This is a genomic window from Streptomyces sp. NPDC046915 (assembly GCF_040644935.1).
In the GTDB taxonomy this organism is placed as follows: Bacteria; Actinomycetota; Actinomycetes; order Streptomycetales; family Streptomycetaceae; genus Streptomyces.
On sequence record NZ_JBEYXB010000020.1, the window covers coordinates 143,496 to 164,529 of the forward strand.

The 21,034-nt window shown below is 70.8% G+C and carries 18 protein-coding genes and 1 pseudogene; 8 read left to right on the plus strand and 11 right to left on the minus strand.

Features of this window, described 5'->3' with window-relative positions; translation table 11 throughout:
- The 3 genes from ABZ915_RS38215 to ABZ915_RS38225 all read left to right on the plus strand — a co-directional run.
- Positions 1 to 897 (plus strand): hypothetical protein (locus tag ABZ915_RS38215; protein ID WP_361813027.1); only part of this gene is annotated, 897 nt, incomplete at its 5' end.
- 138 nt (positions 898 to 1,035) lie between these two features.
- Positions 1,036 to 1,512 (plus strand): DUF4291 domain-containing protein, encoded by a 477-nt coding sequence (locus ABZ915_RS38220; protein ID WP_361813029.1) that lies wholly within the window; start codon positions 1,036 to 1,038, stop codon positions 1,510 to 1,512.
- 72 nt (positions 1,513 to 1,584) lie between these two features.
- Positions 1,585 to 2,691, plus strand: coding sequence for a serine hydrolase domain-containing protein (locus tag ABZ915_RS38225; protein ID WP_361813031.1), 1,107 nt, complete (start codon positions 1,585 to 1,587; stop codon positions 2,689 to 2,691).
- Here ABZ915_RS38225 and ABZ915_RS38230 read toward each other — a convergent pair.
- Positions 2,661 to 3,494, minus strand: coding sequence for a carbon-nitrogen family hydrolase (locus ABZ915_RS38230; protein WP_361813033.1), 834 nt, complete (start codon positions 3,492 to 3,494; stop codon positions 2,661 to 2,663). The two genes, ABZ915_RS38225 and ABZ915_RS38230, sit on opposite strands and share 31 nt — an antisense overlap.
- Before the next feature lie 131 nt (positions 3,495 to 3,625).
- Between ABZ915_RS38230 and ABZ915_RS38235 the strand changes: the two genes are divergently transcribed.
- A complete protein-coding gene (locus tag ABZ915_RS38235) occupies positions 3,626 to 4,912 on the plus strand; it encodes a GNAT family N-acetyltransferase (RefSeq protein ID WP_361813035.1) in 1,287 nt (428 codons plus the stop codon).
- Positions 4,913 to 4,965: 53 nt separating this feature from the next.
- Here ABZ915_RS38235 and ABZ915_RS38240 read toward each other — a convergent pair whose 3' ends face one another.
- Complete coding sequence (locus tag ABZ915_RS38240; protein WP_361813037.1) at positions 4,966 to 6,006, minus strand: NAD(P)-dependent alcohol dehydrogenase; 1,041 nt, start codon at positions 6,004 to 6,006, stop codon at positions 4,966 to 4,968.
- Positions 6,007 to 6,196: 190 nt separating this feature from the next.
- On the opposite strand from ABZ915_RS38240, the gene ABZ915_RS38245 reads away from it, so the two are divergent.
- Positions 6,197 to 7,090, plus strand: coding sequence for a helix-turn-helix transcriptional regulator (locus ABZ915_RS38245; protein WP_361813039.1), 894 nt, complete (start codon positions 6,197 to 6,199; stop codon positions 7,088 to 7,090).
- A gap of 109 nt (positions 7,091 to 7,199) precedes the next feature.
- Here the strand turns inward: ABZ915_RS38245 and ABZ915_RS38250 are convergent, their stop codons facing one another.
- From ABZ915_RS38250 to ABZ915_RS38270, 5 genes are all read right to left on the minus strand, one after another.
- A complete protein-coding gene (locus ABZ915_RS38250; protein ID WP_361813089.1) occupies positions 7,200 to 10,457 on the minus strand; it encodes a S8 family peptidase in 3,258 nt (1,085 codons plus the stop codon).
- A gap of 306 nt (positions 10,458 to 10,763) precedes the next feature.
- Positions 10,764 to 11,447, minus strand: coding sequence for an ABC transporter ATP-binding protein (locus ABZ915_RS38255; RefSeq protein WP_361813041.1), 684 nt, complete (start codon positions 11,445 to 11,447; stop codon positions 10,764 to 10,766).
- Between the two features lie 45 nt (positions 11,448 to 11,492).
- The gene (locus tag ABZ915_RS38260) at positions 11,493 to 12,977 is read right to left on the minus strand and encodes an ABC transporter permease (RefSeq protein WP_361813043.1); all 1,485 of its coding nucleotides are present in this window, start codon (positions 12,975 to 12,977) and stop codon (positions 11,493 to 11,495) included.
- 152 nt (positions 12,978 to 13,129) lie between these two features.
- A complete protein-coding gene (locus ABZ915_RS38265; RefSeq protein ID WP_361813045.1) occupies positions 13,130 to 14,377 on the minus strand; it encodes an Ig-like domain-containing protein in 1,248 nt (415 codons plus the stop codon).
- Positions 14,378 to 14,594: 217 nt separating this feature from the next.
- On the minus strand, positions 14,595 to 14,945 hold the full coding sequence (locus ABZ915_RS38270) for a hypothetical protein (protein WP_361813047.1): 351 nt from the start codon (positions 14,943 to 14,945) through the stop codon (positions 14,595 to 14,597).
- A 110-nt stretch (positions 14,946 to 15,055) separates the two neighbouring features.
- On the opposite strand from ABZ915_RS38270, the gene ABZ915_RS38275 reads away from it, so the two are divergent.
- Both ABZ915_RS38275 and ABZ915_RS38280 read left to right on the plus strand, forming a co-directional pair.
- A complete protein-coding gene (locus ABZ915_RS38275) occupies positions 15,056 to 15,373 on the plus strand; it encodes a hypothetical protein (protein ID WP_361813049.1) in 318 nt (105 codons plus the stop codon).
- 41 nt (positions 15,374 to 15,414) lie between these two features.
- Entirely contained in the window at positions 15,415 to 16,215 is an 801-nt protein-coding gene (locus ABZ915_RS38280) for a hypothetical protein (protein WP_361813051.1), read from the plus strand.
- 53 nt (positions 16,216 to 16,268) lie between these two features.
- Here the strand turns inward: ABZ915_RS38280 and hutH are convergent, their stop codons facing one another.
- The 4 genes and pseudogenes from hutH to ABZ915_RS38300 all read right to left on the minus strand — a co-directional run bounded on the left by hutH (position 16,269) and on the right by ABZ915_RS38300 (position 20,231).
- Positions 16,269 to 17,807: a histidine ammonia-lyase gene (gene hutH, locus ABZ915_RS38285; protein ID WP_361813091.1), complete on the minus strand. Its 1,539-nt coding sequence runs from the start codon at positions 17,805 to 17,807 to the stop codon at positions 16,269 to 16,271.
- A 201-nt stretch (positions 17,808 to 18,008) separates the two neighbouring features.
- Positions 18,009 to 18,169: pseudogene (locus ABZ915_RS38290) on the minus strand (diguanylate cyclase); the annotation flags it as partial.
- A gap of 27 nt (positions 18,170 to 18,196) precedes the next feature.
- Positions 18,197 to 19,339, minus strand: coding sequence for a GGDEF domain-containing protein (locus ABZ915_RS38295; protein WP_361813053.1), 1,143 nt, complete (start codon positions 19,337 to 19,339; stop codon positions 18,197 to 18,199).
- Between the two features lie 97 nt (positions 19,340 to 19,436).
- Positions 19,437 to 20,231, minus strand: coding sequence for an enoyl-CoA hydratase-related protein (locus ABZ915_RS38300; RefSeq protein ID WP_361813055.1), 795 nt, complete (start codon positions 20,229 to 20,231; stop codon positions 19,437 to 19,439).
- A 189-nt stretch (positions 20,232 to 20,420) separates the two neighbouring features.
- Here ABZ915_RS38300 and ABZ915_RS38305 point away from each other — a divergent pair, with 189 nt between their 5' ends.
- Positions 20,421 to 21,029: a hypothetical protein gene (locus ABZ915_RS38305; protein ID WP_361813057.1), complete on the plus strand. Its 609-nt coding sequence runs from the start codon at positions 20,421 to 20,423 to the stop codon at positions 21,027 to 21,029.
- The last annotated feature ends 5 nt before the right edge of the window (positions 21,030 to 21,034 follow it).

Below are 21,034 nucleotides of genomic sequence, written 5' to 3' on the forward strand. Positions count from 1 at the left end.
ATCGCCCGCACCATCACCGACCCGCGGGAGCAAGCGCGTGCACTGGCCGCGATGGCGGAGGCAGTGGCCGCCGCCGGTGACCACAAGCGGGCTGCCGGACTGGCTGCAGACGCCGAACAGATCGCCCGCACCATCACCGACCCGCGGGAGCGGGCACACGCGCTGGCCGGGGTGGCTGGGGCGGTGGCCGCCGCCGGTGACCACAAGCGGGCCGAGCAGATCGCCCGCACCATCACCACCCGTCGAGCGCGGGCACACGCGCTGGTCGGGGTGGCTGGGGCGGTGGCCGCCGCCGGTGACCACAAGCGGGCCGAGCAGATCGCCCGTGCCATCACCAACCCCTCGGAGCGGGCGCGGGCGCTGGCCGCGGTGGCTGGGGCGGTGGCCGCCGCCGGTGACCACGAGCGGGCTGCCGGACTGGCTGCAGACGCCGAACAAGTCGCCCGCACCATCACCAACCCGGACCAGCGGGCACACGTGCTGGTCGGGGTGGCTGGGGTGGTGGCCGCCGCCGGTGACCGCGAGCGGGCTGTCGGACTGGCTGCAGACGTCGAACAGATCGCCCGCACCATCATGGACCCGCGGGAGCGGGCGCGGGCGCTGGCCGGGGTGGCTGGGGCGGTGGCCGCCGCCGGTGACCACGAGCGGGCTGCCGGACTGGCTGCAGACGCCGAACAAGTCGCCCGCACCATCACCGACCCGGACCAGCAGGCACAGGCGCTGACCGAGGTGGCGAAGACAGTCGACCTGCCGCAGGCCGGTCATTTGTTGGGGGAAGCGTTCTCGCGGGGGTCATGGTTGACGCCTCTGCCAGTGCTGGCGAAGATCCTCCCGCAGGAGATGATCCGGTTCGCTGATGCGGTATGCACGGACGATCCTTCGCGTGATGGCCGGTAGGTACGCAGTGTCCGGGCCTCTCGTTCTCTGGCATGTGTGTGGTGTTGGGCCAGACGGCGGAATCAAAAGACCGGGCATCGGTGGCTACGTTCGCCGAGGTATCGGGCCCGGCCTCAGGACACCCCGAGGGCAGGGAAAATGGTTTGCGAGCACGGCTTGACCTGGATCAAGCCGTCGTTCCTGTGGATGATGTACCGCTGCGGCTGGGGCACGAAGGCAGGGCAGGAGACCGTACTGGCCGTCGAGATCACCCGCGACGGCTTCGAGTGGGCGCTGCGGCACGCGTGTCTGTCGAGTCATGTACGCGGTGTGCACCCCGATCGCGCCACCTGGCAGCGGCAGTTGAAGCGTGCGCCCGGCCGGGTCCAGTGGGACCCCGAACGGGATCTGCGCCTGCGGCCGCTGCCGCACCGCTCGCTGCAACTCGGGCTGTCCGGTGAGGCCGTGCGACGTTACGCGGACGAGTGGACGGTCGCGATCCACGACGTGACCCCGCTCGCCCATGAGATCCATGCCCTGGTCCGCGACGGCGACCTGGACTCCGCCGCCCGACGGCTGCCCCAGGAACGCCCGTATCCCCTTGGAGACGAGTTCCTCGCCCACCTACAGGGATGACGGGCCGCCGCACCCCACAGCCGACAGAAATTCGTTTGCCTTCTGACGGGCCGGTGCGCGCTAATACGGCGCATGGCCGACATTCAAGGCTCATATGATGATCTATTCACCGCAGTGCCGAGTGCGCTGGCCGGATTTCTCGACGACGGAGACGTGGGTGCCTCGGTCGCGGTCTTCGTGGACGGCGAGCCGGTGGTGGACGTCTGGGGTGGGTGCGCCGACGCGGACCGCACGATCCCGTGGCAACGGGACACGATCACCAATGTCTTCTCCGTCACCAAGACGATGACGGCGCTGTGCGCGCTGGTCCTGGCCGATCGTGGTGACCTCGATCTGGCCGCACCGGTGGGCCGGTACTGGCCCGAGTTCGCCGCGGCCGGCAAGGAGAACGTGCTGGTGCGGCACCTGCTCGCGCACACCGCGGGCCTGCCCGACTGGGACGGGCCGATCGAGGAGGTCTACGACTGGCCGGCCGCCACGGCACGGCTTGCCGCGCAGGCCCCGCAATGGGAACCGGGCACCGCGGCCGGATACCACTCGCTCACCCAGGGTTTTCTCGTGGGCGAGGTGGTCCGCCGGATCACCGGCCGGAGCCTGGGCGGGTTCTTCGCGGAGGAGGTGGCCGGGCCGCTGGGCGCCGACTTCCACATCGGACTGCCCGCCGAGCACGACCACCGGGTGGCGCTCACCGTCCCCCCGCCGTCCCAGGACGAGGACTATGCCGCGAGCGCGCCCGGCGGCAGCGCGTCGCCCGCCGCCGGCACCACCGTACGGGTCCGGGACGGGAACAGCGTGGCCTGGCGCCGCGCGCAGATCCCCGCCGCGAGCGGCTTCGGCAACGCCCGCTCGGTCGCCCTCGTGCAGTCGGTGCTGGCCTGCGGAGGCGCGGTGCGCGGAGTGCGGCTGCTGTCGCAGGCGGGCTGTGACCGCGCAAGGGAGGAGCAGTTCAACGGCGAGGACCGCCTCCTGGGCATGCCGGTCCGCTGGGGGCTGGGCTACGGGCTGTTCGGCAACACCTTCGGGTGGGGTGGTTGGGGCGGCTCGATCGTCATGATCGATCCCGAGGAGCGTATGGCGGTGGCGTACGTGACCGATCAGATGCGCGAGCCCGCGGGCGACAACCGGGGGCTGGAGCTCGTGATGGCCGCCTACGACGGACTCAAGGGTCTGCGGGCCTGATCCGACGGGTCACCGCCGGGGGCCTCGATGGTCAGGACGCGGTCGCGGAGGACGGGGAGTTCGGAGCGGGTTCGGGCGACCTGGGCCATGTCGAACTCCACCGTCACCGTCTCCTCCGCGGTGCGGGCCTCGCCCAGGACGGTTCCCCACGGGTCGACGGCCACGCTGTGCCCGCCCTGCCGCATTCCGCCGTGCGTACCCACCGCGCAGCAGGCCAGCAGGAAGACCTGCTCCTCCAGGGCCCTCGTGCGCGTGAGGAGCCGCCAGTGGCCGAGACGTGCCGCGGGCCATGCGGCGGGCACCACGACCAGCTCCGCGCCCGCGTCGAGCAGGCCCCGGAAGAGTTCGGGGAAGCGGAGGTCGTAGCAGATGGCGAGGCCGATCACACCGAAGTCGGTGGGTACGGTGACGATGTCCCGGCCGCCGCCCATCATGGTCGCCTCGCCGGTGTCGAAGCCGTAGCGATGGATCTTGCGATAGCACCCGTGCAGCTCGCCGGTCCGGTCGAAGAGGAGAGCGGTGTTGTACAGCGTCCCGTCCCCGTCCCGCTCGACAATCGATCCGGCGTGGAGCCACACCCCGGCCTGACGGGCGGCGGCGGACATGGCCTCGGCGGTGGGGCCGTCCACCCCTTCGGCATCGCGCCCCCAGCGGTCGTACGACCAGGCACCGGCCGTCCACAGCTCCGGCAGCACCACCAGATCGTCGCCCGTCCGGCCGCGGACCAGCGAAGCCGCCCTGTGCCGGCGCTCGTCGACGGAGTCCGACGAGTCCACGGACAGCTGTATCAGCGAGGCACGCATGGCTGTCACCTCCGCACGGTCCAAGGGAACACCTGTCACCTACGAGCGTAGGGAGCCACACGCGCATCTCGCGCCCCGTGCGAGGCGGCCCGGACGGTGTCCGGGGACAATGAGACTCCCGAGCCGGCGAGGTGGTGGCGATGCCCGCATGGCGTCTGCGTGACTATCACGACGACGATCTCGACCAGGCCATCCAGATCTGGGACCAGAGCCGCCAGGCCGACGAGCACCCGGTGTTTCCGGTGTCCGAGGTGATGGCGGCGGCCAAGGCCGGTCAGCCGGCGGTGGTCGCGGCGGTCGGTGAGGAACTGGTCGGCATGGCCGTGGCCGAGGCGCACGGCAAGCGAGGGTGGGTCCTCCAGGTCGCGCTCGCCGCCCGCTGGCGTGAGCGCGGGATCGGCAGTGCCCTCCTCGCCGAGCTGGAGCGGCGCCTGCGGGCGCTGGGCGTGCGCCACATCAGCGCACTGCTGCCCGCGGGCGCCGCCGGGACGAAGGCCCTGGAGAACTCCGCTTTCCGGTGCCGCGACGACCTGGCCTACTACGAGAAGTTCGAACCGCCCGGCGCGGCCGACGCCGATGTCCTCGCGGCGCTGGGCGGCCGCATGCTGCCCGACGGGCTCTGGGCCGCCATGGCCGGCATGGAACGTGAGAAGCGGGTCGTCGAGCGCCGTGTCGTGCTCCCGCTGACGGAGCCGGCGCTGGCCGACCGCTACGGCGTCCTGCCGCCCAAGGCGGTCATCCTGTTCGGCCCGCCCGGCACCGGGAAGACCAGTTTCGCCAAGGCGGTAGCCTCGCGGCTCGGCTGGCCGTTCGTGGAGCTCTTCCCGTCCCGGCTGGCGGCCGACACGAGCGAGGGTCTGGCGGCGGCGCTGCGGGAGGTCTTCGCGGACCTGGCGGACCTGGACTCGGTGCTGCTCTTCATCGACGAGGTCGAGGAGATCGCCGGCGCGCGGTCCGGGAAGGCGGTCGATCCCGGGCACGGGGTGACCAACGAGCTGCTCAAGCTCATCCCCGTCTTCCGCGAGCCGGACGCCCGGCTGCTGGTCTGCGCCACCAACTCGGTCCGCTCGCTCGACGCGGCCTTCCTGCGGCCGGGCCGGTTCGACTACGTCCTGCCCATCGGACCCCCTGACCCGACGGCCCGGTCAGCGATCTGGGCCCGCTATCTCCGGGCCGCCACCGACTCCGTGGACCTCGCCCGGCTGGTCGAGGCCAGCGAGCTGTTCACCCCGGCCGACATCGAGTTCGCCGCCCGCAAGGGCGCGCAGGCGGCGTTCGAACGCGAGGTCACCCACCGCGAGGGCCGGCCGGCCACCACCGAGGACTACATGACCGCGATAGCCGACACCCGGCCGACGCTCACCGCGCGGGCGATAGAGGAGTTCACCGAGGACATCGAGACGTACAGCCGCCTCTGAAGCGCCTCAGCTCGGAAGCGCCTCAGACGGGAACTCCTCAGATCGGTAGAGCCTCAGATCGTCGACGTGTCGATCACGAACCGGTAGCGGACGTCGCTGGCCAGCACCCGCTCGTACGCCTCGTTGATCTGCTCCGCGCGGATCAGCTCGATCTCGGAGCCCAGGCCGTGCTCGGCGCAGAAGTCCAGCATCTCCTGGGTCTCCTGGATGCCGCCGATGCCGGAGCTGCTGAGGCTGCGGCGGTTGCCGAAGATCGACTGGAGGGTGATCTGGACCGGCTCCTCGGGCAGGCCCACGTTGACCATGGCGCCGTCCGTGCGCAGCAGGGACAGGTAGGCGGCGAAGTCGACCGGCGCCGAGACCGTGTTGAGGATCAGGTCGAAGGTGCCCTTGAGCTGCTCGAACGTCGCCGGGTCGCTGGTCGCGTGGTAGTGGTCGGCGCCCAGTCGCACACCGTCGTCCTTCTTGCGCAGGGACTGCGAGAGGACGGTGACCTCCGCGCCGAGCGCGTGCGCGATCTTGACGCCCATGTGGCCGAGGCCGCCGAGGCCGACGACGGCGACCTTCTTGCCGGGGCCGGTGTTCCAGTGCTTGAGCGGGGAGTACGTCGTGATTCCGGCGCACAGCAGGGGTGCGGCCACGTCCAGGGGAAGGGCGTCGGGGATGCGTACGACGTAGTTCTCGTCGACGACGATCTTCTCCGAGTAGCCGCCGAGGGTGGGCTCGCCGTCCTTGCCGTGGTCGTTGTACGTCCAGGTGGGGGACTTGACGCAGTACTGCTGAAGGCCCGCCCGGCAGTTCTCGCACTCGCGGCAGGAGTCGACCATGCAGCCGACGCCGACCCGGTCGCCGACGGCGAACTTGGTGACACCAGGGCCGACCTCGGAGACGATGCCCGCGATCTCGTGGCCGGGGACCATCGGGAAGATCGCCTCGCCCCAGCCCTCCCGGGCCTGGTGGATGTCGGAGTGGCAGATGCCGGCGAACTTGATGTCGATCAGGACGTCGGACTCGCCGACCGCCCGCCGCTCGATGGTGGTCCGCTCCAGGGGGGCCTTCGCGCCGGGGGCTGCGTACGCGGCAACAGTGGTCATGCGGGGATTCTCCTAGCAGGGGGGTTCGTGCCCGGTGGACACGGTGGCCTTGCGGCCGGGTACGTCGTCCAGCCTGCCGTACGGCGCCGGCATCACCCAGATCACGCTTCTGCGTACGACTGCCGTGCCTACCACTGGCGGGGTCAGGCTCAGGGGCGTACGACGGGGTACGACCATGAATACTGGGCGCATGGACGTACAGCCCCAGCCCTCCGCGGCGTCCCTGGACCGGCGTGCCGAACTGAGCGAGTTCCTGCGCAGCCGGCGCGCCCGGCTCAAACCGGAGGACGTGGGGCTGCCCGACTTCGGGCGGCACCGGCGGGTTCCCGGGCTGCGCCGCGAGGAGCTGGCGCAGCTGGCCGGGGTGTCGGTGGCGTACTACACGCGTCTGGAGCAGGGCAACGGGCAGAACGTGTCGGCGGAGGTGCTGGACTCCATCGCGCGGGCGCTCCGGCTGACGGACGCCGAGCAGGCGCACCTCACCCACCTCGCCAAGGGCAAGCAGCACAAGAAGAAGCCGTCGGCCAGACCGCAGCAGGTGCGGACGTCGATCGGGCAGCTGCTGGACACGATGGACGCGGTGCCGGCGTACGTCGTCGGGCGGCGCTCCGAGATCCTGGCGTGGAACCGGATGGCGGCGGCGGTCTTCGGCGACTGGGCGGAGCTGCCGGCGGCGGAGCGGAACTGGGCGCGGATGGTGTTCCTGAAGCCCGAGTACCAGGATCTGTTCGTCGACTGGGAGCAGAAGGCGATCGACATCGTGTGCGCGCTGCGCATGGACGCCGGCTGCTACCCGGACGATCCCCGTCTGTCCGCCCTGGTCGGGGAGCTCTCCGTGAAGAGCGAGGACTTCCGGCGGCTGTGGGCGACACACGACGTCAAGGAGAAGAACCACGGCGTCAAGCGGCTTCAGCATCCGCTGGTCGGCGCGCTGTCCTTGCACTTCGAGTCGTTCAAGCTGGCGGACGACGCCGACCAGAGCATGATCGTCTATCACGCCGAGCCGGGCTCCCCGTCGGCGGAGGCACTGCGCCTGCTGGCCAGCTGGGGAGCGGACGCGACCCGCGCGGGAGCCTCCGGCTGACCAGCGCCGGCTGCTCCGCCGGGGGCTCGGCACGAACGGCCCGCCGGAAGCTGCTCTTCCGGCGGGCCGTGCGCTGTGGGCCCGGTCGGCCCGATCGGCGACTAGCGGCTCACTTGCCGTAGTACGCGTTGTAGATCGAGATCGTCGACTTGTTGCCCTTCCTGTCGGCGATCTTGGCGTGGAAGGAGATGGCCTTCCCCTTCGCCGGGTTCTTCACGGTGATCTTGCCGTGCTTGACCTCGATCTTCTTCCAGGTCTGGCCGTAGTCGTACGACACGTACACCGCGAGGGACTGAAGGTTGCGGCCCGCGGCCGCGCCCTCCACGGTGACCGGGAAGGTGACCGTCTTGCCGGCCTCGACGCGGCTGTCCAGGCCGGTCTGGGCGCCGAAGCGGGCGGTGGAGGCCGGGAGGGTGGCCATGACGCCGCTGCCCGGCTTCTTCGAGTGGAAGGTCCAGCTCGCGTCGATCCGGGTGGAGGCCGCCGCGACCTTGACGGTCCGCTTCACCGAGGTGGTCAGCTTGTACTCGGCGTCACCGGCGGGAACGCTGAAGGTCTCGCCGGACAGTGGGTCCTCGTTGGAGCCCACCTTGGTGCCGTTGCGGTACAGGGTGGTGGTCACCGCGGTGAAGTCCGAGGAACCGGCGTGCTTGTTGCTGTCGGCGAACAGCGGCACGACGCCGTAGATCTCGTTGCCCTCACGGAACAGGCCGTACTGGGCGTTGAGGTGCGGGCCGAAGACCGCGGTGTTGAACGTCTTCTTGTAGGTGGTCCCCGCCCTGAAGGTCTGCGGGTCGCCCAGCGTGTAGAAGGCGTCCGGGATCGGGAAGCCGTCGGCGTCGTGACCGGAGTACTGGGTGACGTCGAAGCCCCACTGGGCGCCGTCGACGGTCGAGACGTACGCCGTGCGCGTGCCGGGCAGCTTCTGCTCCAGGGACCCGCCGGGGAAGACCACGTCGTCGCCCACGACGCTCCAGGCGTCCACCGAGCCGGTCTTGTTGGGGGCGGAGGCGCCGACGGCGTTCTTCACCGTGGCGAGCTCACTGGTCTTGAAGTGGCGGACCTTGTCGCCCTGGATCTTCTTGACCTTCGCGGTGGTGGCCACGTCGTACTCGGCGTTGTCGCCCTTGGTCCACTGGCCGCTCCAGGTCTGGGTCAGACCGTTCGTGACCTCCGGGCCGAGGTGCGCCATGCGCAGATCGCCGAAGCCGCTGCCGCTGCCGACCCCGACACCGAAGCCGACGGCCGCCGGGTCGTACATGTAGTCGATCGACGCGGAGAGCGGCTTGGCCTGCGCGTCCGGCACGGTGATGTCGGCCGGCTTGGCGGTGCGGGCGTCCAGGTTCACCGTGAGGTCCTTGGTGACGCTCAGCTTCGGCTGCACCAGCCAGTCGAGGCCACCGTCGAAGCTGGTGAAGCTCTTCGCGATCGTGGAGTTCAGCAGGTACGTGCCCTTGGGCAGGCGCAGGGTCGTGGTGCCGGAGTCGGCGGGCTCCGCCGCGTAGGCGTGGTCCTTGCCGATGCCGGTGTAGCCGAACAGTTCGGTGTCGTAGACGCCGGTCGGCTTCCCGTCACGGCCGGTGTGCTTGAAGGTGACCGTGTACGACTCCACCTCGCGCTGCACCGCGGCGGCCGTGCGGACCGTCTGGCCGCCCCCGGTCGCCGTCACGTACGCGGAGTACGCGCCGTCGAGGGTGCCGCCCAGCTTGGTGTTGACGGTCAGGCCGACGGCGGCCTTGCCGCCCGCGGGGACCGTGACCTTGGTCGCGCCGAGCTTGAAGAAGCCCGTCGGAGCCGCGTGGCCCTTGGGGTCGGTGGCGGTGGCGGCCAGGTTGAGCGTGACGTCCTGGGTGCCGAGGTTGCGGTAGGTGACCTGCTTGGTGACCGGCGTGTCGTCGGTGTGCGGCCACTGCTGGACGCCGAAACTCACCGACACCGGGTCGGCGATCACGGTCTGCTTGATGGCCTTGTCGACCGCGATACGGCCCGAACCCTGCTGGAACGGCGTGTAGTTGCCGCCCTTCGCGGAGCCGGTCAGGGCGGCCTTGAGCTCGGCGTAGCCCCAGTCGGGGTGCTCCTGCTTCAGGATCGCGGCGGCCCCCGCGACGTGCGGGGTGGCCATCGAGGTGCCGGAGATGGTCAGGTAGCCGGGCGCCGGGTGCGGGACCTCGGGGTCCGTGTCGATGACGCTGCCCGGCGCCGCGGCGGCGGTGATGTCCACGCCGGGCGCGGTGACGTCCGGCTTGATGGCGCCGTCGCCGACGCGCGGGCCGGTGGAGGAGAAGTCCGCCAGCTTGTCCGACTTGTCGACGGCGCCGACGGTGAGCGCGTCGTCCGCGCTGCCCGGCGAACCGATCGACTCGGGACCGCTGTTGCCCGCGGCGATCGCGAACAGCATGCCCTTCTCGGTGGAGAGCTTGTTGACCTCGGCCTCGAGCGGGTCGACCTCGGGCGTGTCGTAGCCGCCCAGGCTGAGGTTGACGACGCTGGCGCCCTGCTGGGCCGCCCACTCCATGCCGGCGAGGATGCCGGAGTCGTCACCGGAGCCGGTGTCGTCGAGGACCTTGCCGTTGAGGATCTTCGCGTCGGGCGCGACACCCTTGTACTTGCCGTTCGACTTGGCGCCGGTGCCCGCCGCGATGGACGCGACGTGCGTGCCGTGGCCGAAGTGGTCCTTGGCGTCGGCGGCGGTCGAGAAGTTCTTGGACTCGATCACCTGGTCCTTGAGGTCGGGGTGGGTGGTGTCCACGCCCGTGTCCAGGACGGCGATCTTGACGCCCTTGCCGGTGTAGCCGGCCGCCCACGCGGTCGGGACGCCGATCTGCGGGTTCGACTTGTCGTCGCTGGCCTTGCGGACGCCGTCGAGCCAGACGTGCGCGATACCGGAGGCGGTCCTGTCGCCGTTGGTGACCGCGTCCCACAGCTCGGGCGTCTCCTTGGCGGGGGTCTGCACGGCGTCCGCGTTCAGCGTCTTGAGGCTGTGGCGGAGGGTGCCCGCGTCGCGGACGTCGGACTTGGCGGCCGTGGCGGCGCCCCGGTAGCCGACGATGACCTTCAGACCGTGCTTCTGGGACTTGCGGGTGGCGGCCTTGCCGAGCTCGGTGATGTCGAACAGCCGCTGGTCCAGCTTGCCGGAGGCGACCATACGGGCCGCGTCGGCGGGGATGACGAGGGTGTGGCCGTCGGCCTTGCGGATCTGGAACGGGATGTGCTCGCGTCCCTTGGCCCGCTCCAGGCCGACGACCCGGCCCTTGGCGTCGACGGCGACCCGGTCGCCGGTGATCAGGGTGATGCGGTGCTTGGAAGTGAGCGATGCGGCAGCGGCGGACGACCGCTGCTCGGGCTTCGCCGACGCCGGGCTGGTCATGCCCGCGGCGAGGGCGACGGCTGCGGCGGTGGCCACGGTGGCCGCAGCCGCTCTTTTCACTTGTCTGCGCAAGACTCCCCCTGGAGACGGAGTACCGGGCGAATTCCCCGTTCACCCGGCCGGGGGCAGTCTCGTACGCATGAGCGTCAACCCCCCGGATCCCGCAGTATGCCGGGGGGTGATCAGACGCCTCAATAGGTGAGAGAGTTGTGAGAAAGCGCTGCCGTCAACTGTTACGCGCCGGGGGGAACACCGTTACCGAATCGGGAAGTTACGCGCCGGTGGTCGGTGTTATAAGTGCGGCGCTCAGGTGCCGGCGTTCTCCTTCACGGTGATCTTTCCCTTGCGGATGGTCGCCAGCCGCGGGGCCTTCTTCGCGATGGCCGAGTCGTGGGTGACCATGATGAAGGTCAACCCGTGCTCCTTCCACAGGCCTTCGAGCACGTCCATGATCTCGTCGCGCATGCCCTCGTCGAGGTTGCCGGTGGGCTCGTCGGCGAGCAGCACCTTCGGCTGTTTGACCAGCGCGCGGGCGATGGCGACGCGCTGCTGCTGGCCGCCGGACATCTCGGACGGCAGGTGCCCGAGCCGTTCGCCGAGCCCGACCGACTTCAGTGCCTCGGCGGCCCGTTCGCGCCGCTCCTTCACCTTCACGCCGAGCGGTACGAGGGCGGTCTCGACGTTCTCCTGCGCGGTGAGCGTCGGGATGAGGTTGAAGGACTGGAAGACGAAGCCGATGTTCTCGCTGCGGACCCTCGTCAGCCGGGCCTCGGACAGCTTGGCCAGGTCGGTGCCGTCCAGGACGACTTCGCCGGAGCTGGGCCGGTCGAGGCCGCCGAGCATCTGGAGCAGGGTGGACTTGCCGCCGCCGGTGGGGCCCTGGATGACCAGCCGGTCGCCGTCGCCGATGATCAGGTCGACGCCGTCGAGGGCGTGGACGGTGTCCTTGCCCCGGGTGTAGCGCTTGGTGACGCCTCTGAGTTCGTACATGGTGGGTGCAACTCCTGGGAGAACTGGGAGAAGGGGTGCTTGGGGCTACTCGACGCGCCGCAGCGCGTCCGCCGGGCGCAGTCGTGAGGCCCGCCAGCCGCCGAAGGCGCCCGCGATCAGGCCGCCGGCCACCGCGAGTCCGACGGCGAGGACGATGGTCGTGACGCTGACCGGTGCGGTGAGCGCGACCTCGAGGGTCTTGGCCGCCTGCCGCCCGGGGCCGCCGAAGCCGCCCCCGCCCCCACCGCCGGGGCCGCCGCCCGGACCGCCCGTGCCGCCACCGGTGTTGCCGAGCTGCGCCTGGAGCGACGGGCTGATCGCGGTGACGGCGTACGCGCCCGCCAGGCCGAGCGCGATGCCGAGGGCGCCGCCGACCAGGCCGTTGACCATGGCCTCGCCGATCACCTGCCGGGTCACCCGGCCCGACCTCCAGCCCAGGGCCTTGAGCGTGCCGAACTCCCGCACCCGCCGGGACACCGCCGAGGAGGTGAGCAGACCGGCGACCAGGAACGCGGCCACCAGCACCGCGATGGACAGCCACTTGCCGACGTTGGTGGCGAGGCTGGAGGCGGTGGACAGCGAACCGGAGACGGTCTTGGCGAGGTCGGCCGAGGTCGTGACGGTCGTACCGGAGACGTTCTTCTGGATGGTGCTCTTGACGGAGTCGATCTGCTGGGAGTCGGTCGCCTTGACGTAGATCGTGGTGACCTTGTTCTTCTCGCCCGCCAGGGTCTGCGCCTGCTTGAGCGGGATGTACAGGTTGGCCGCCGAGTCACCGCTGCTGGCGGTGGCGATGCCGATCACCTTGAACTTGACGCTCTTGATGGTGACGGTGGAACCGACCTTGTACTTCTTCGTCTTGGCGTAGGCCGAGTCGGCGACGGCCACCTTGGCGTCGGTCTCGGTCGTCCTGAAGGCGCGGCCGCTGGTGATCTTCGAGGAGGTCAGCGGGCCCAGCGCGGTCTTGGTGACGTCGGTGCCGAAGACGCTGTACTGGTTGATGTCGAAGTTGGCGCCACCGCCCCGCACCTCGCCCTGCGGCTGGCCGGTGCCGCCGCCGTTCTGGCCGGGGCCGCCCTGCCGGCTGCCGCCGGAGTTCTGGTTCTGCTGGAACTGCCCGCGGGTGAACTGGCCGCTGACCTTCACCACGTTCAGGCTCAGCCCGCCGACGGCGGAGGAGACGCCCTTCTGGCCGCCGACCTTGCCGACCGTCGACGAGGCCAGGGTGGTGAAGCCCTGCGCCATGACCCGGTCGCTGCTCTGCGACTTGGAGTCGTCCTTGTTCTGCGCGTCGAACTGGAAGCGCGGCCGCTGTGCGTTGCCGGTGGACGCCGACGCCGCCTTGGTGACCGTCATGTCAGTGCCCAGGCCGTAGAGCGACTGGAGGACCTTGTCCTGTGCCTTCCCCATGCCGTTGGACACGGAGTTGACCACGATGACCAGCGCGATGCCCAGCGCGAGTCCGGAGGCGACGACGAGGGCCGCCTTTCTGCGGCGGCGCAGTTCGCGCCTCAGGTAGGTGAAGAACATGGCCGCAAGCTAGGTACGGACCGTGATGACTCGATAAGGCCGAAATAAGAGAAGCATGAGAAGGCTGTGGCCGGCCCCAGAAAGTCCCCGGAAATGCCGGTGCCGCCCCTGGGGGGCGGCACCGGTCACGTATGGAAGGGGGGCGGAAGGCGTCAGACGGCCGAGCCGGCCTTCCACTGCGCCCAGTTCATGTTCCAGCCGTTGAGGCCGTTGTCGGGGGCCACGGTCTTGTCGCCGGTGTTCTTCACGACGACCACGTCACCGAGGATCGAGTGGCTGTACATCCACGCGGCCGGCGTGTTCGGGTCGCCCGCGCCCTTGGTGTCCGACAGGCCCACGCAGCCGTGGCTGGTGTTGACGCTGCCGAAGATGGACTTCGCACCCCAGTAGTTGCCGTGCAGGAAGGTGCCGGAGCTGGTGAGGCGGATGGCGTGCGGCACGTCCTTGATGTCGTACTCGCCCTTGCCGTCGTCGTCCGTGAAGCCCACGGTCGCGCCGTTCATGCGCGTCTGCTTGAACTTCTCCGACATCACCATGACGCCCTCGTACGTCTTGTTGTCGGGCGATCCGGCGGAGATCGGGATGGTCTTGACCGTCTTGCCGTCCTGCGTGATCTTCATCTGCTTGGTCTTCGCGTCGACGTAGGAGACCTGGTTGCGGCCGATGTGGAAGGTGACCGTCTTCTGCTGCACGCCGCTGACCCCGGAGGCGCCCTCGACGCCGTCGAGCGCGAGCTTCAGCGTGACGGTGGAGTTCTCCTTCCAGTAGTCCTGCGGACGGCAGTCCATGCGGTTCGGGCTGAACCAGTGGCAGGCGACCTCCTGGCCGCTGCTGGAGCTGACCGTGATGGCCTTCTGGACGGCGGCCTTGTTGGTGATCGCCTTGTCGAAGTTGATCGACACGGGCATGCCGACGCCGACCGTGGAGCCGTCCTCCGGCGTGAAGTTGGCTATGAAGCTGTTGGACGGGGAGACCGTGGTGAACGAGGCGTTCTCGTGGGCGACGCGGCCCTCGGAGTCCTTCGCCTCCGCGGCGACCTTGTAGCTGGTGGAACGCTCCAGCTGGACGCTGGGCTTCCAGCTCTTCTTGTCGGCGGCCAGCTCGCCCGAGACGGCCTTGCCGTCGGCGGTCGTCATGGTGACGCCGGTGAGGGTGCCCTTGGCCACCTTGACCGCGGCGGAGTTGTTGATGGACGCGCCGTTCGAGCCGTCCTTGGGCGTGATCGTGATCTGGGCCTCGGAGGACTTCTTGGCCGCCGCCTCGTCGGCCTGGGCCTGCGAACTGTCGCCGCCGCTGCCTGAGGACTTGTCGTCGCCGCCGGAACAAGCCGAGAGCACCAGTACACCGCCGAGCAGTGCGGACGCGGCCATCAGGCCCTTGCGCCGCTTACTGTCCGTCATCACACGCTTCTCCATGGTTGCTGAATCCCCAAAAACCCCGAGTCCCCGTTGAGAACCTTCAACGCTACGACCGGTGTGCCCCGTTCCACATCCTTGAAAGGTGTGGGCCACGCCACGTTCCCCGGGGTGGGTGGTGCGGGAGTTGGCCGCGCGCCCCCTGAGACGGCGAAACCCCGGCCGGCGGTTGCCGTCCGGGGTCACGCGTTCCCCCCGAGGCTCAGCCGATGCCGGCGTTCTCGTCTTCGTCGTCCTCCTCGTCATCATCCTCGTCGAGCTCCCAATCCGGCGAATCGGGGTCGTAGTCGATCCGCTCGGTGGACCAGGAGGCCTGCTGGAGCTCCACTCCGGGGACCTCGCCGACCAGGTCGAACGGATCGACGAGATAGGCCAGGGCCTCTGCGGTGTCTTCCGTCACAGCCCCCTGGGCGTGGACGCGTTCCTCGTCCGGCAGGTCGGAATCCGCTGCGAGCCGGCGCAGCGCCGCCTCGGTGACCGCTTCGTCGTCCTCGACCTCGAGGACGACTTCCACCCGAAGGCGTACAAAACGTGATGTCTCTGGAGTGCTCATGGCGGGAGAGTACGGCGGAAGTCTCCCGTGACTTTCCCGTGACCCGCGACTTTCACTAATATCGCTCCACACGGCCAATTCGCCAGCGTCACAAGGGGGATCGATATTCCGTGTCATCCGTTCGCCGCCCGCTGCTGACCGCCACCGCCGCGGGCACCCTCCTGGGCGCCCTGTGGTTCGTCCCGTCCGCGAACGCCTCGCAGGACACACCGGCGAGAGCGGAGACCTCGGCGACGCAGCTCACCCAGCAGGCCAGGGCGGTGTCCGAGGCGACCACCGAGACCACCTCGGCCTCGGCGGACGGCACCGAGCTCGCCGACACCGGAAGCCCCGACACCACGCCGTACGTCATCGGCGGCACGCTCTTCCTCGCCGTGGGCGCCGGTTTCGTGGTGTATTCGGTACGTCGGGAACGCCTGGGCTTTTAACGAGCTTGACGTTTCTTTGACTTTCGTTTCATAGTCCGCTCATGAAGAGATCATCGGGCGTGCGTCTGTGCGCCGCTGCCACAGTGAGCGTGCTGTCGTTCGCCCTTGTCACGGGCTGTTCCGAGGAGGGGTCGAAGGACTCCGGGAACGCCAAGGGTTCGAAGGAATCCAACGCGTCGTCGTCGGACGCGAAGGCGCTGAACGCCGCGGAGTTGGAGAAGCTGATCATCGCCAAGGGCGAGGTGCCCGGCTTCAAGGTCGGTCCCGTGAAGGGCGGCATCCCCGCCAAGAGCAAGGTCAAGGCGGACGACGCCAAGTGCGACCCGCTGCTCCAGGTCCTGACCGGCATCGCGCCGGGTGACCCCGCGACGAACACCAGCCGCATGGCCACGGAGGACAAGAAGGACCCCACGGACGACGCCACGTCCCTGGACGACCTGGCCGACGGCAAGTTCGAGGACGCGCTGAGCGACTCCATGGACCTGGACGTCACCGCGGTCACCCTGTCCTCCTACGACGGGGACGGCGCCGCGAAGGCCCTGAAGACGGTGTCCGACGCGGTGAAGGCGTGCGCGGGCGGCTTCACCGGCGACCAGGACGGCGAGAAGGGGAAGTTCACCAAGGTCGGCGAGGAGAAGTCCTCGGCCACGGGTGACGAGTCGCTGGCGTTCACCGCGACGAACGACACGAAGGACGGGCCGGTCCCGCTGCACGCCGAGGTCGTGCGGCACGGGAACAGCATCGCGACGTACAGCACCATCAACATCGGCGCGGTGATGAGCAAGAAGGCCTACACGGTGTCGGCCCCGGTGATCAAGGCCCAGGCGGCCAAGCTGAAGTGACGTACGGGACGTGAGAGGGGCCCTGTCCGAGGACAGGGCCCCTTCTTCCTGGCTTACAGCAGCGGACCGGTGACCGTCTCGACGGCGGCGACGAGCTCCCCGCCGCGCACGAACGCGTCGGCGGCGGCCAGGTCGGGCGCGAGGAACCGGTCCGGGCCGGGGCCCTGAACGCCCGCGGCCCGTACGGCGTCGATGACCGCCTGGGAGGCGAGCGCCGGGGTGAGTCCCTCGCGCAGTTCTATGGCACGCGTGGCGGCGTACAGCTCGACGGCGATGATCCGGGTCAGGTTGTCGATGGCGGTGCGCAGCTTGCGCGCGGCCGACCAGCCCATCGACACATGGTCCTCCTGCATGGCGGAGGACGGGATGGAGTCGGCGGAGGCCGGCACGGCGAGCCGCTTCAACTCGCTGACCAGGGCGGCCTGTGTGTACTGGGCGATCATCAGCCCGGAGTCCACGCCGGGGTCGTCCGCGAGGAACGGCGGGAGGCCGTGGCTGCGGTTCTTGTCGAGCAGCCGGTCGGTGCGGCGCTCGGCGATGGAGCCGAGGTCGGCGGCGGCGATGGCGAGGAAGTCCAGGACGTAGGCGACCGGGGCGCCGTGGAAGTTGCCGTTGGACTCGACGCGGCCGTCGGGCAGCACGACCGGGTTGTCCACGGCGGAGGCGAGTTCGCGCTCGGCGACCAGGCGGGCGTGCGCGAGGGTGTCGCGTCCGGCGCCGGCGACCTGCGGGGCGCAGCGTACGGAGTAGGCGTCCTGGACGCGGGGCGCGTCGTCCTGGTGGTGGCCGGTGAGCTGGGAGCCCTTGAGCACGGCCAGCATGTTGGCGGCGGAGGCGCCCTGTCCCGGGTGCGGGCGGATGGCGTGCAGTTCGGGCGCGAGCACCTTGTCGGTGCCGAGCAGCCCCTCGAGGCTGAGGGCGGCGGTGATGTCCGCGGCTTTGTAGAGCAGGTCGAGGTCGGCGAGGGCCATGACCAGCATGCCGAGCATGCCGTCGGTGCCGTTGAGGAGGGCGAGGCCTTCCTTCTCGCGCAGTTCGACGGGCTGGATCCCGTGCTCGGCGAGCAGCTCACCGGCGGGGCGGACGGTCCCGTCGGGGCCCTCGGCGTCGCCCTCGCCCATCAGGGTCAGGGCGCAGTGGGACAGCGGGGCGAGGTCGCCGGAGCAGCCGAGGGAGCCGTACTCGTGCACGACCGGGGTGATGCCGGCGTTCAGGACGTCGGCCATGGTCTGGGCGACCTCGGGCCGGACGCCGGTGTGGCCCGAGCAGACGGTCTTGAGCCGCAGGAACATCAGGGCCCGTACGACCTCCCGCTCCACCCTCGGGCCCATGCCGGCGGCGTGCGAGCGGACGATGTTGCGCTGTAGCTGGGTGCGCAGGTCCTGGCTGATGTGCCGGGTCGCCAGGGCACCGAAGCCGGTGCTCACGCCGTAGACCGGCTCCGGCTTGGCCGCCAGGGCGTCCACGATCTCCCGGGCCGCCGCGAGGGCCGCCACCGCCTCCCCCGACAGCTCGATGCGAGCGCCGCCGCGCGCCACGGCGAGAACGTCGGACGCGGTGACACCCGTCGTCCCCACCACCACAGTGTGCATATCCATATTCAGGAGCGTACGCATTGAATGCGAGGATGTCACTAGTGGCGACCGGCTCCGCCCCTTACCACCCCGCTCACGACCGACGCCCCCGGAACCGCCGCCGCTCCGCCCGCTCCGGAGGGGACGGCGGAGCGCCTTCGCACGGTACTGCGCCACATCACCAAGCCGGAACAGCCCACGCGCCAGACAAGGCGCCGCTCATGGCCGACGACCCCGGAACCGCCGCCGCTCCGCCCGCTCGGGCGACGGCTCGTCCGCCAGGCGGATCACCGGGTCGTCGGGACCCTGCCGGCCGGCCACCACCGGACGGTCCGCGCGGAGCGCCTCGCACGGTACTGCGCCACATCACCAAGCCGGAACAGCCCACACGCCAGACAAGGCGCCGCTCACGGCCGACGACCCCGGAACCGCCGCCGCTCCGCCCGCTCGGGCGACGGCTCGTCCGCCAGGCGGACCACCGGGTCGTCGGGACCCTGCCGGCCGGCCACCACCGGACGGTCCGCGCGGAGCGCCTTCGCACGGTACTGGGCCGCGTCGGCCAGCCGGAACAGCCGGCGGGCGGAACGCACCTCGCCGATGGGATCGGCCGTGGACGCGACCCCGCACGCCACGCCCTCGCCCAGCTCCAATTCCGCTGCCCGGCGGCAGAGTTCGTCCGCCGCTTTGACCACGTCGTCGGCCGACGGCCCCACCGCCAGCAGACAGAACTCGTCCCCGCCCAGACGCGCCGCGAGGGTCCCCGGCAGCATCGCGCCGCACAGCGACAGCACGGAACCGAAGCGTTCGAGGAGCCGGTCGCCCACGGCGTGCCCCTGGGTGTCGTTGACCTTCTTGAGCCCGTTGAGGTCGCACACCGCCAGGCTGACCACCACGCCCTCCCGCCGGTGCCGTTCGACGGCCTCCTCCAGGCGTACGTCGACGGCACGGCGGTTGGCCAGCCCGGTCAGCGGATCGGTGAACGCCAGCCGGCGGGCCTCCTGGAGCCGTTCGGTCTGCGCGAGCCCGGCCGCGACGACCGCCGCCAGCACGGTGGCGAAGTCGGCGTCCCCCCGGTCGAAGACGGGCGCACCCGCCGAGCGGGCGACGTACAGCTCGCCCCAGGCCCTGCCGTGCAGCACCACCGGCGCCACCACACAGCACCCGCGCCCGCGGCGGCGCAGGGCGGCGACCCGCTGGTGGAAGTAGCCGGGGCGTCCGGCGGCGGGCCCCTCGGAGGTCTCGACCCACGCGCTGGGCCCCTGACCGCCCGCCCACCGCTCGTGCAGGAACTCGGTGATCTCCGCGAACTGGTTCACCGGATAGGTCTCGTGCTCCGGGAACTCCTCCTCGTCCGGGGCCCGCTCCCCCGCGTTCACCAGGACCCGCAGCCGCCCGCGGTCCCGCTCCCACACGGACAGCGCGGCGAAGCTCCCGTCCAGCGCCCGGCACGCGCCGAGCACCGCGGCCCGCCAGGACTCGCGGGGCGTGTGCGCCGCCGCCATGCCCTGCGCCAGTGCGACCACGGCGGCGAGACGCTGGTCCTCACCCATCACTCCAGGTTAGGGACGTTTCACGGGAACTTCCCGCGAACGGGGTCGTCGCGGTGCCGAACGGAGCGCCGAGGGGACTTCGGGCTCCGCGCCCCCGTCACTCCCCCGGCCACTGCGGCTTGCGCTTCTCGTTGAACGCCGCCACCCCTTCCGCCCGGTCCCCCGAGAACGCCACCGTCCGCCAGGCCGCGTCCTCCACCTCCAGCCCGGCCCGCAGATCCAGCCCCTGCCCCAGCCGCAGCGCCCGCTTCGCCGCCCGCAGCCCGACCGGCGAGTTCCCGGCGATCCGGGAGGCCAGCGCCAGGGCCTCGTCCCGGTCCCGGCCCTCCTCCACCAGCTGGTCCACCAGCCCCAGTTCGTGGGCCTCGGCCGCCTCCAGCCGCCGCGCGGTGAAGATCAGCTCCGCCGCCCGCGCCGCCCCGACCCGCCGGGGCAGCAGCTGCGTACCGCCGCCGCCCGGGAGCACGCCCACGGACACCTCGGGCAGCCCGACCACGGCCGTGCGGTCGGCCACGATCAGATCGCAGGCGAGCGCCAGTTCGAAGCCGCCGCCGAGCGCGAACCCGTGCAGGGCGGCGACGGTCGGCATCGGCAGCTCCAGCACGCCGGTGTAGGCGCCCCGGGTCACCGGCCGCTGCCGCAGCAGGTCGGCGTCGCTGAAGGAGTTGCGCTCCTTCAGATCGGCCCCGACGCAGAACGCCCGCTCGTGCGACGACGTCAGCACGACCACGCGCGCGTCCCGGTCGGCGGCGAGCGCGGCACAGGCGCCCGCGACGGACCGGGCCATGTCGGTCGAGACGGCGTTCATGGCCTTGGGCCGGTCCAGCACGAGCTCCGCGACGTGCCCGTGCCGCCGCACCAGTACGAACTCCCCGAACCGCTCCTCGCTCATGACACCCCTCCGGTTAACGCGGGTTAACTCCCTGACGCCCCGATCATCGCAGTCGGAACCCGGCCGGGGAAGAGCGGCCCCGCTGCCCCGTTCGAGTGACATCCCGCCCGACCCGGCCCCGCCGCCCACGGGAGCGCATAGCGTGCGCTGCGCGGCGCATCGGGGGGCGCGCGGCGGGGAGGGAACACCATGACAGACACGAAAACGCACACGAGTACGAGCTCGGTTCCGCACACCGCACCGTTCCTCCGGCGTGGCCGGCACCGCAAGCCCCGCCCCCGCAAGGTCATGCTCGCCGCCGGTGGCCTGGCCCTGGCCGCCGGTGCCCTGAGCCTCGTACGGATGGCACCCGACTCCGGGGTCGGCGCCCCCGGCGCCGCGGAGGCCGAACCCCGGCTCGATGCCGGCGGCACCACGGACCGGTCCGCGAACACGGCCGTCTCCGTCAGCGCCGCACCGACGGCCCCGCCCTCGGCGACCTCCGCCATGGGCGGGGTGAGCGGGCGCCCCACACCGTCCGGCACGCCGTCGCCCACGGCGCTCCCGGGTTCCGCCACCGCCGTCCCGACGACGCTTCCGGCGCACGCCCCGGCCGCCGTCCCGACGACCATCCCCACGGGGCCGGACGACCCGGCCCCGTGGGCCACGCCGAGGCCGTCGGCGACGAACCCCGGCTCGGCCCCGCCCCACACCCCCGCGCCGGCCCCGAGCCGAAGCACCGGCACGCCGACGCCGAGTCAGCCGGGAGGCGTGTGCGTACCGGTCATCGGGCTGTGCGTGAACCGGGTCCTGGGCTAGGGCCC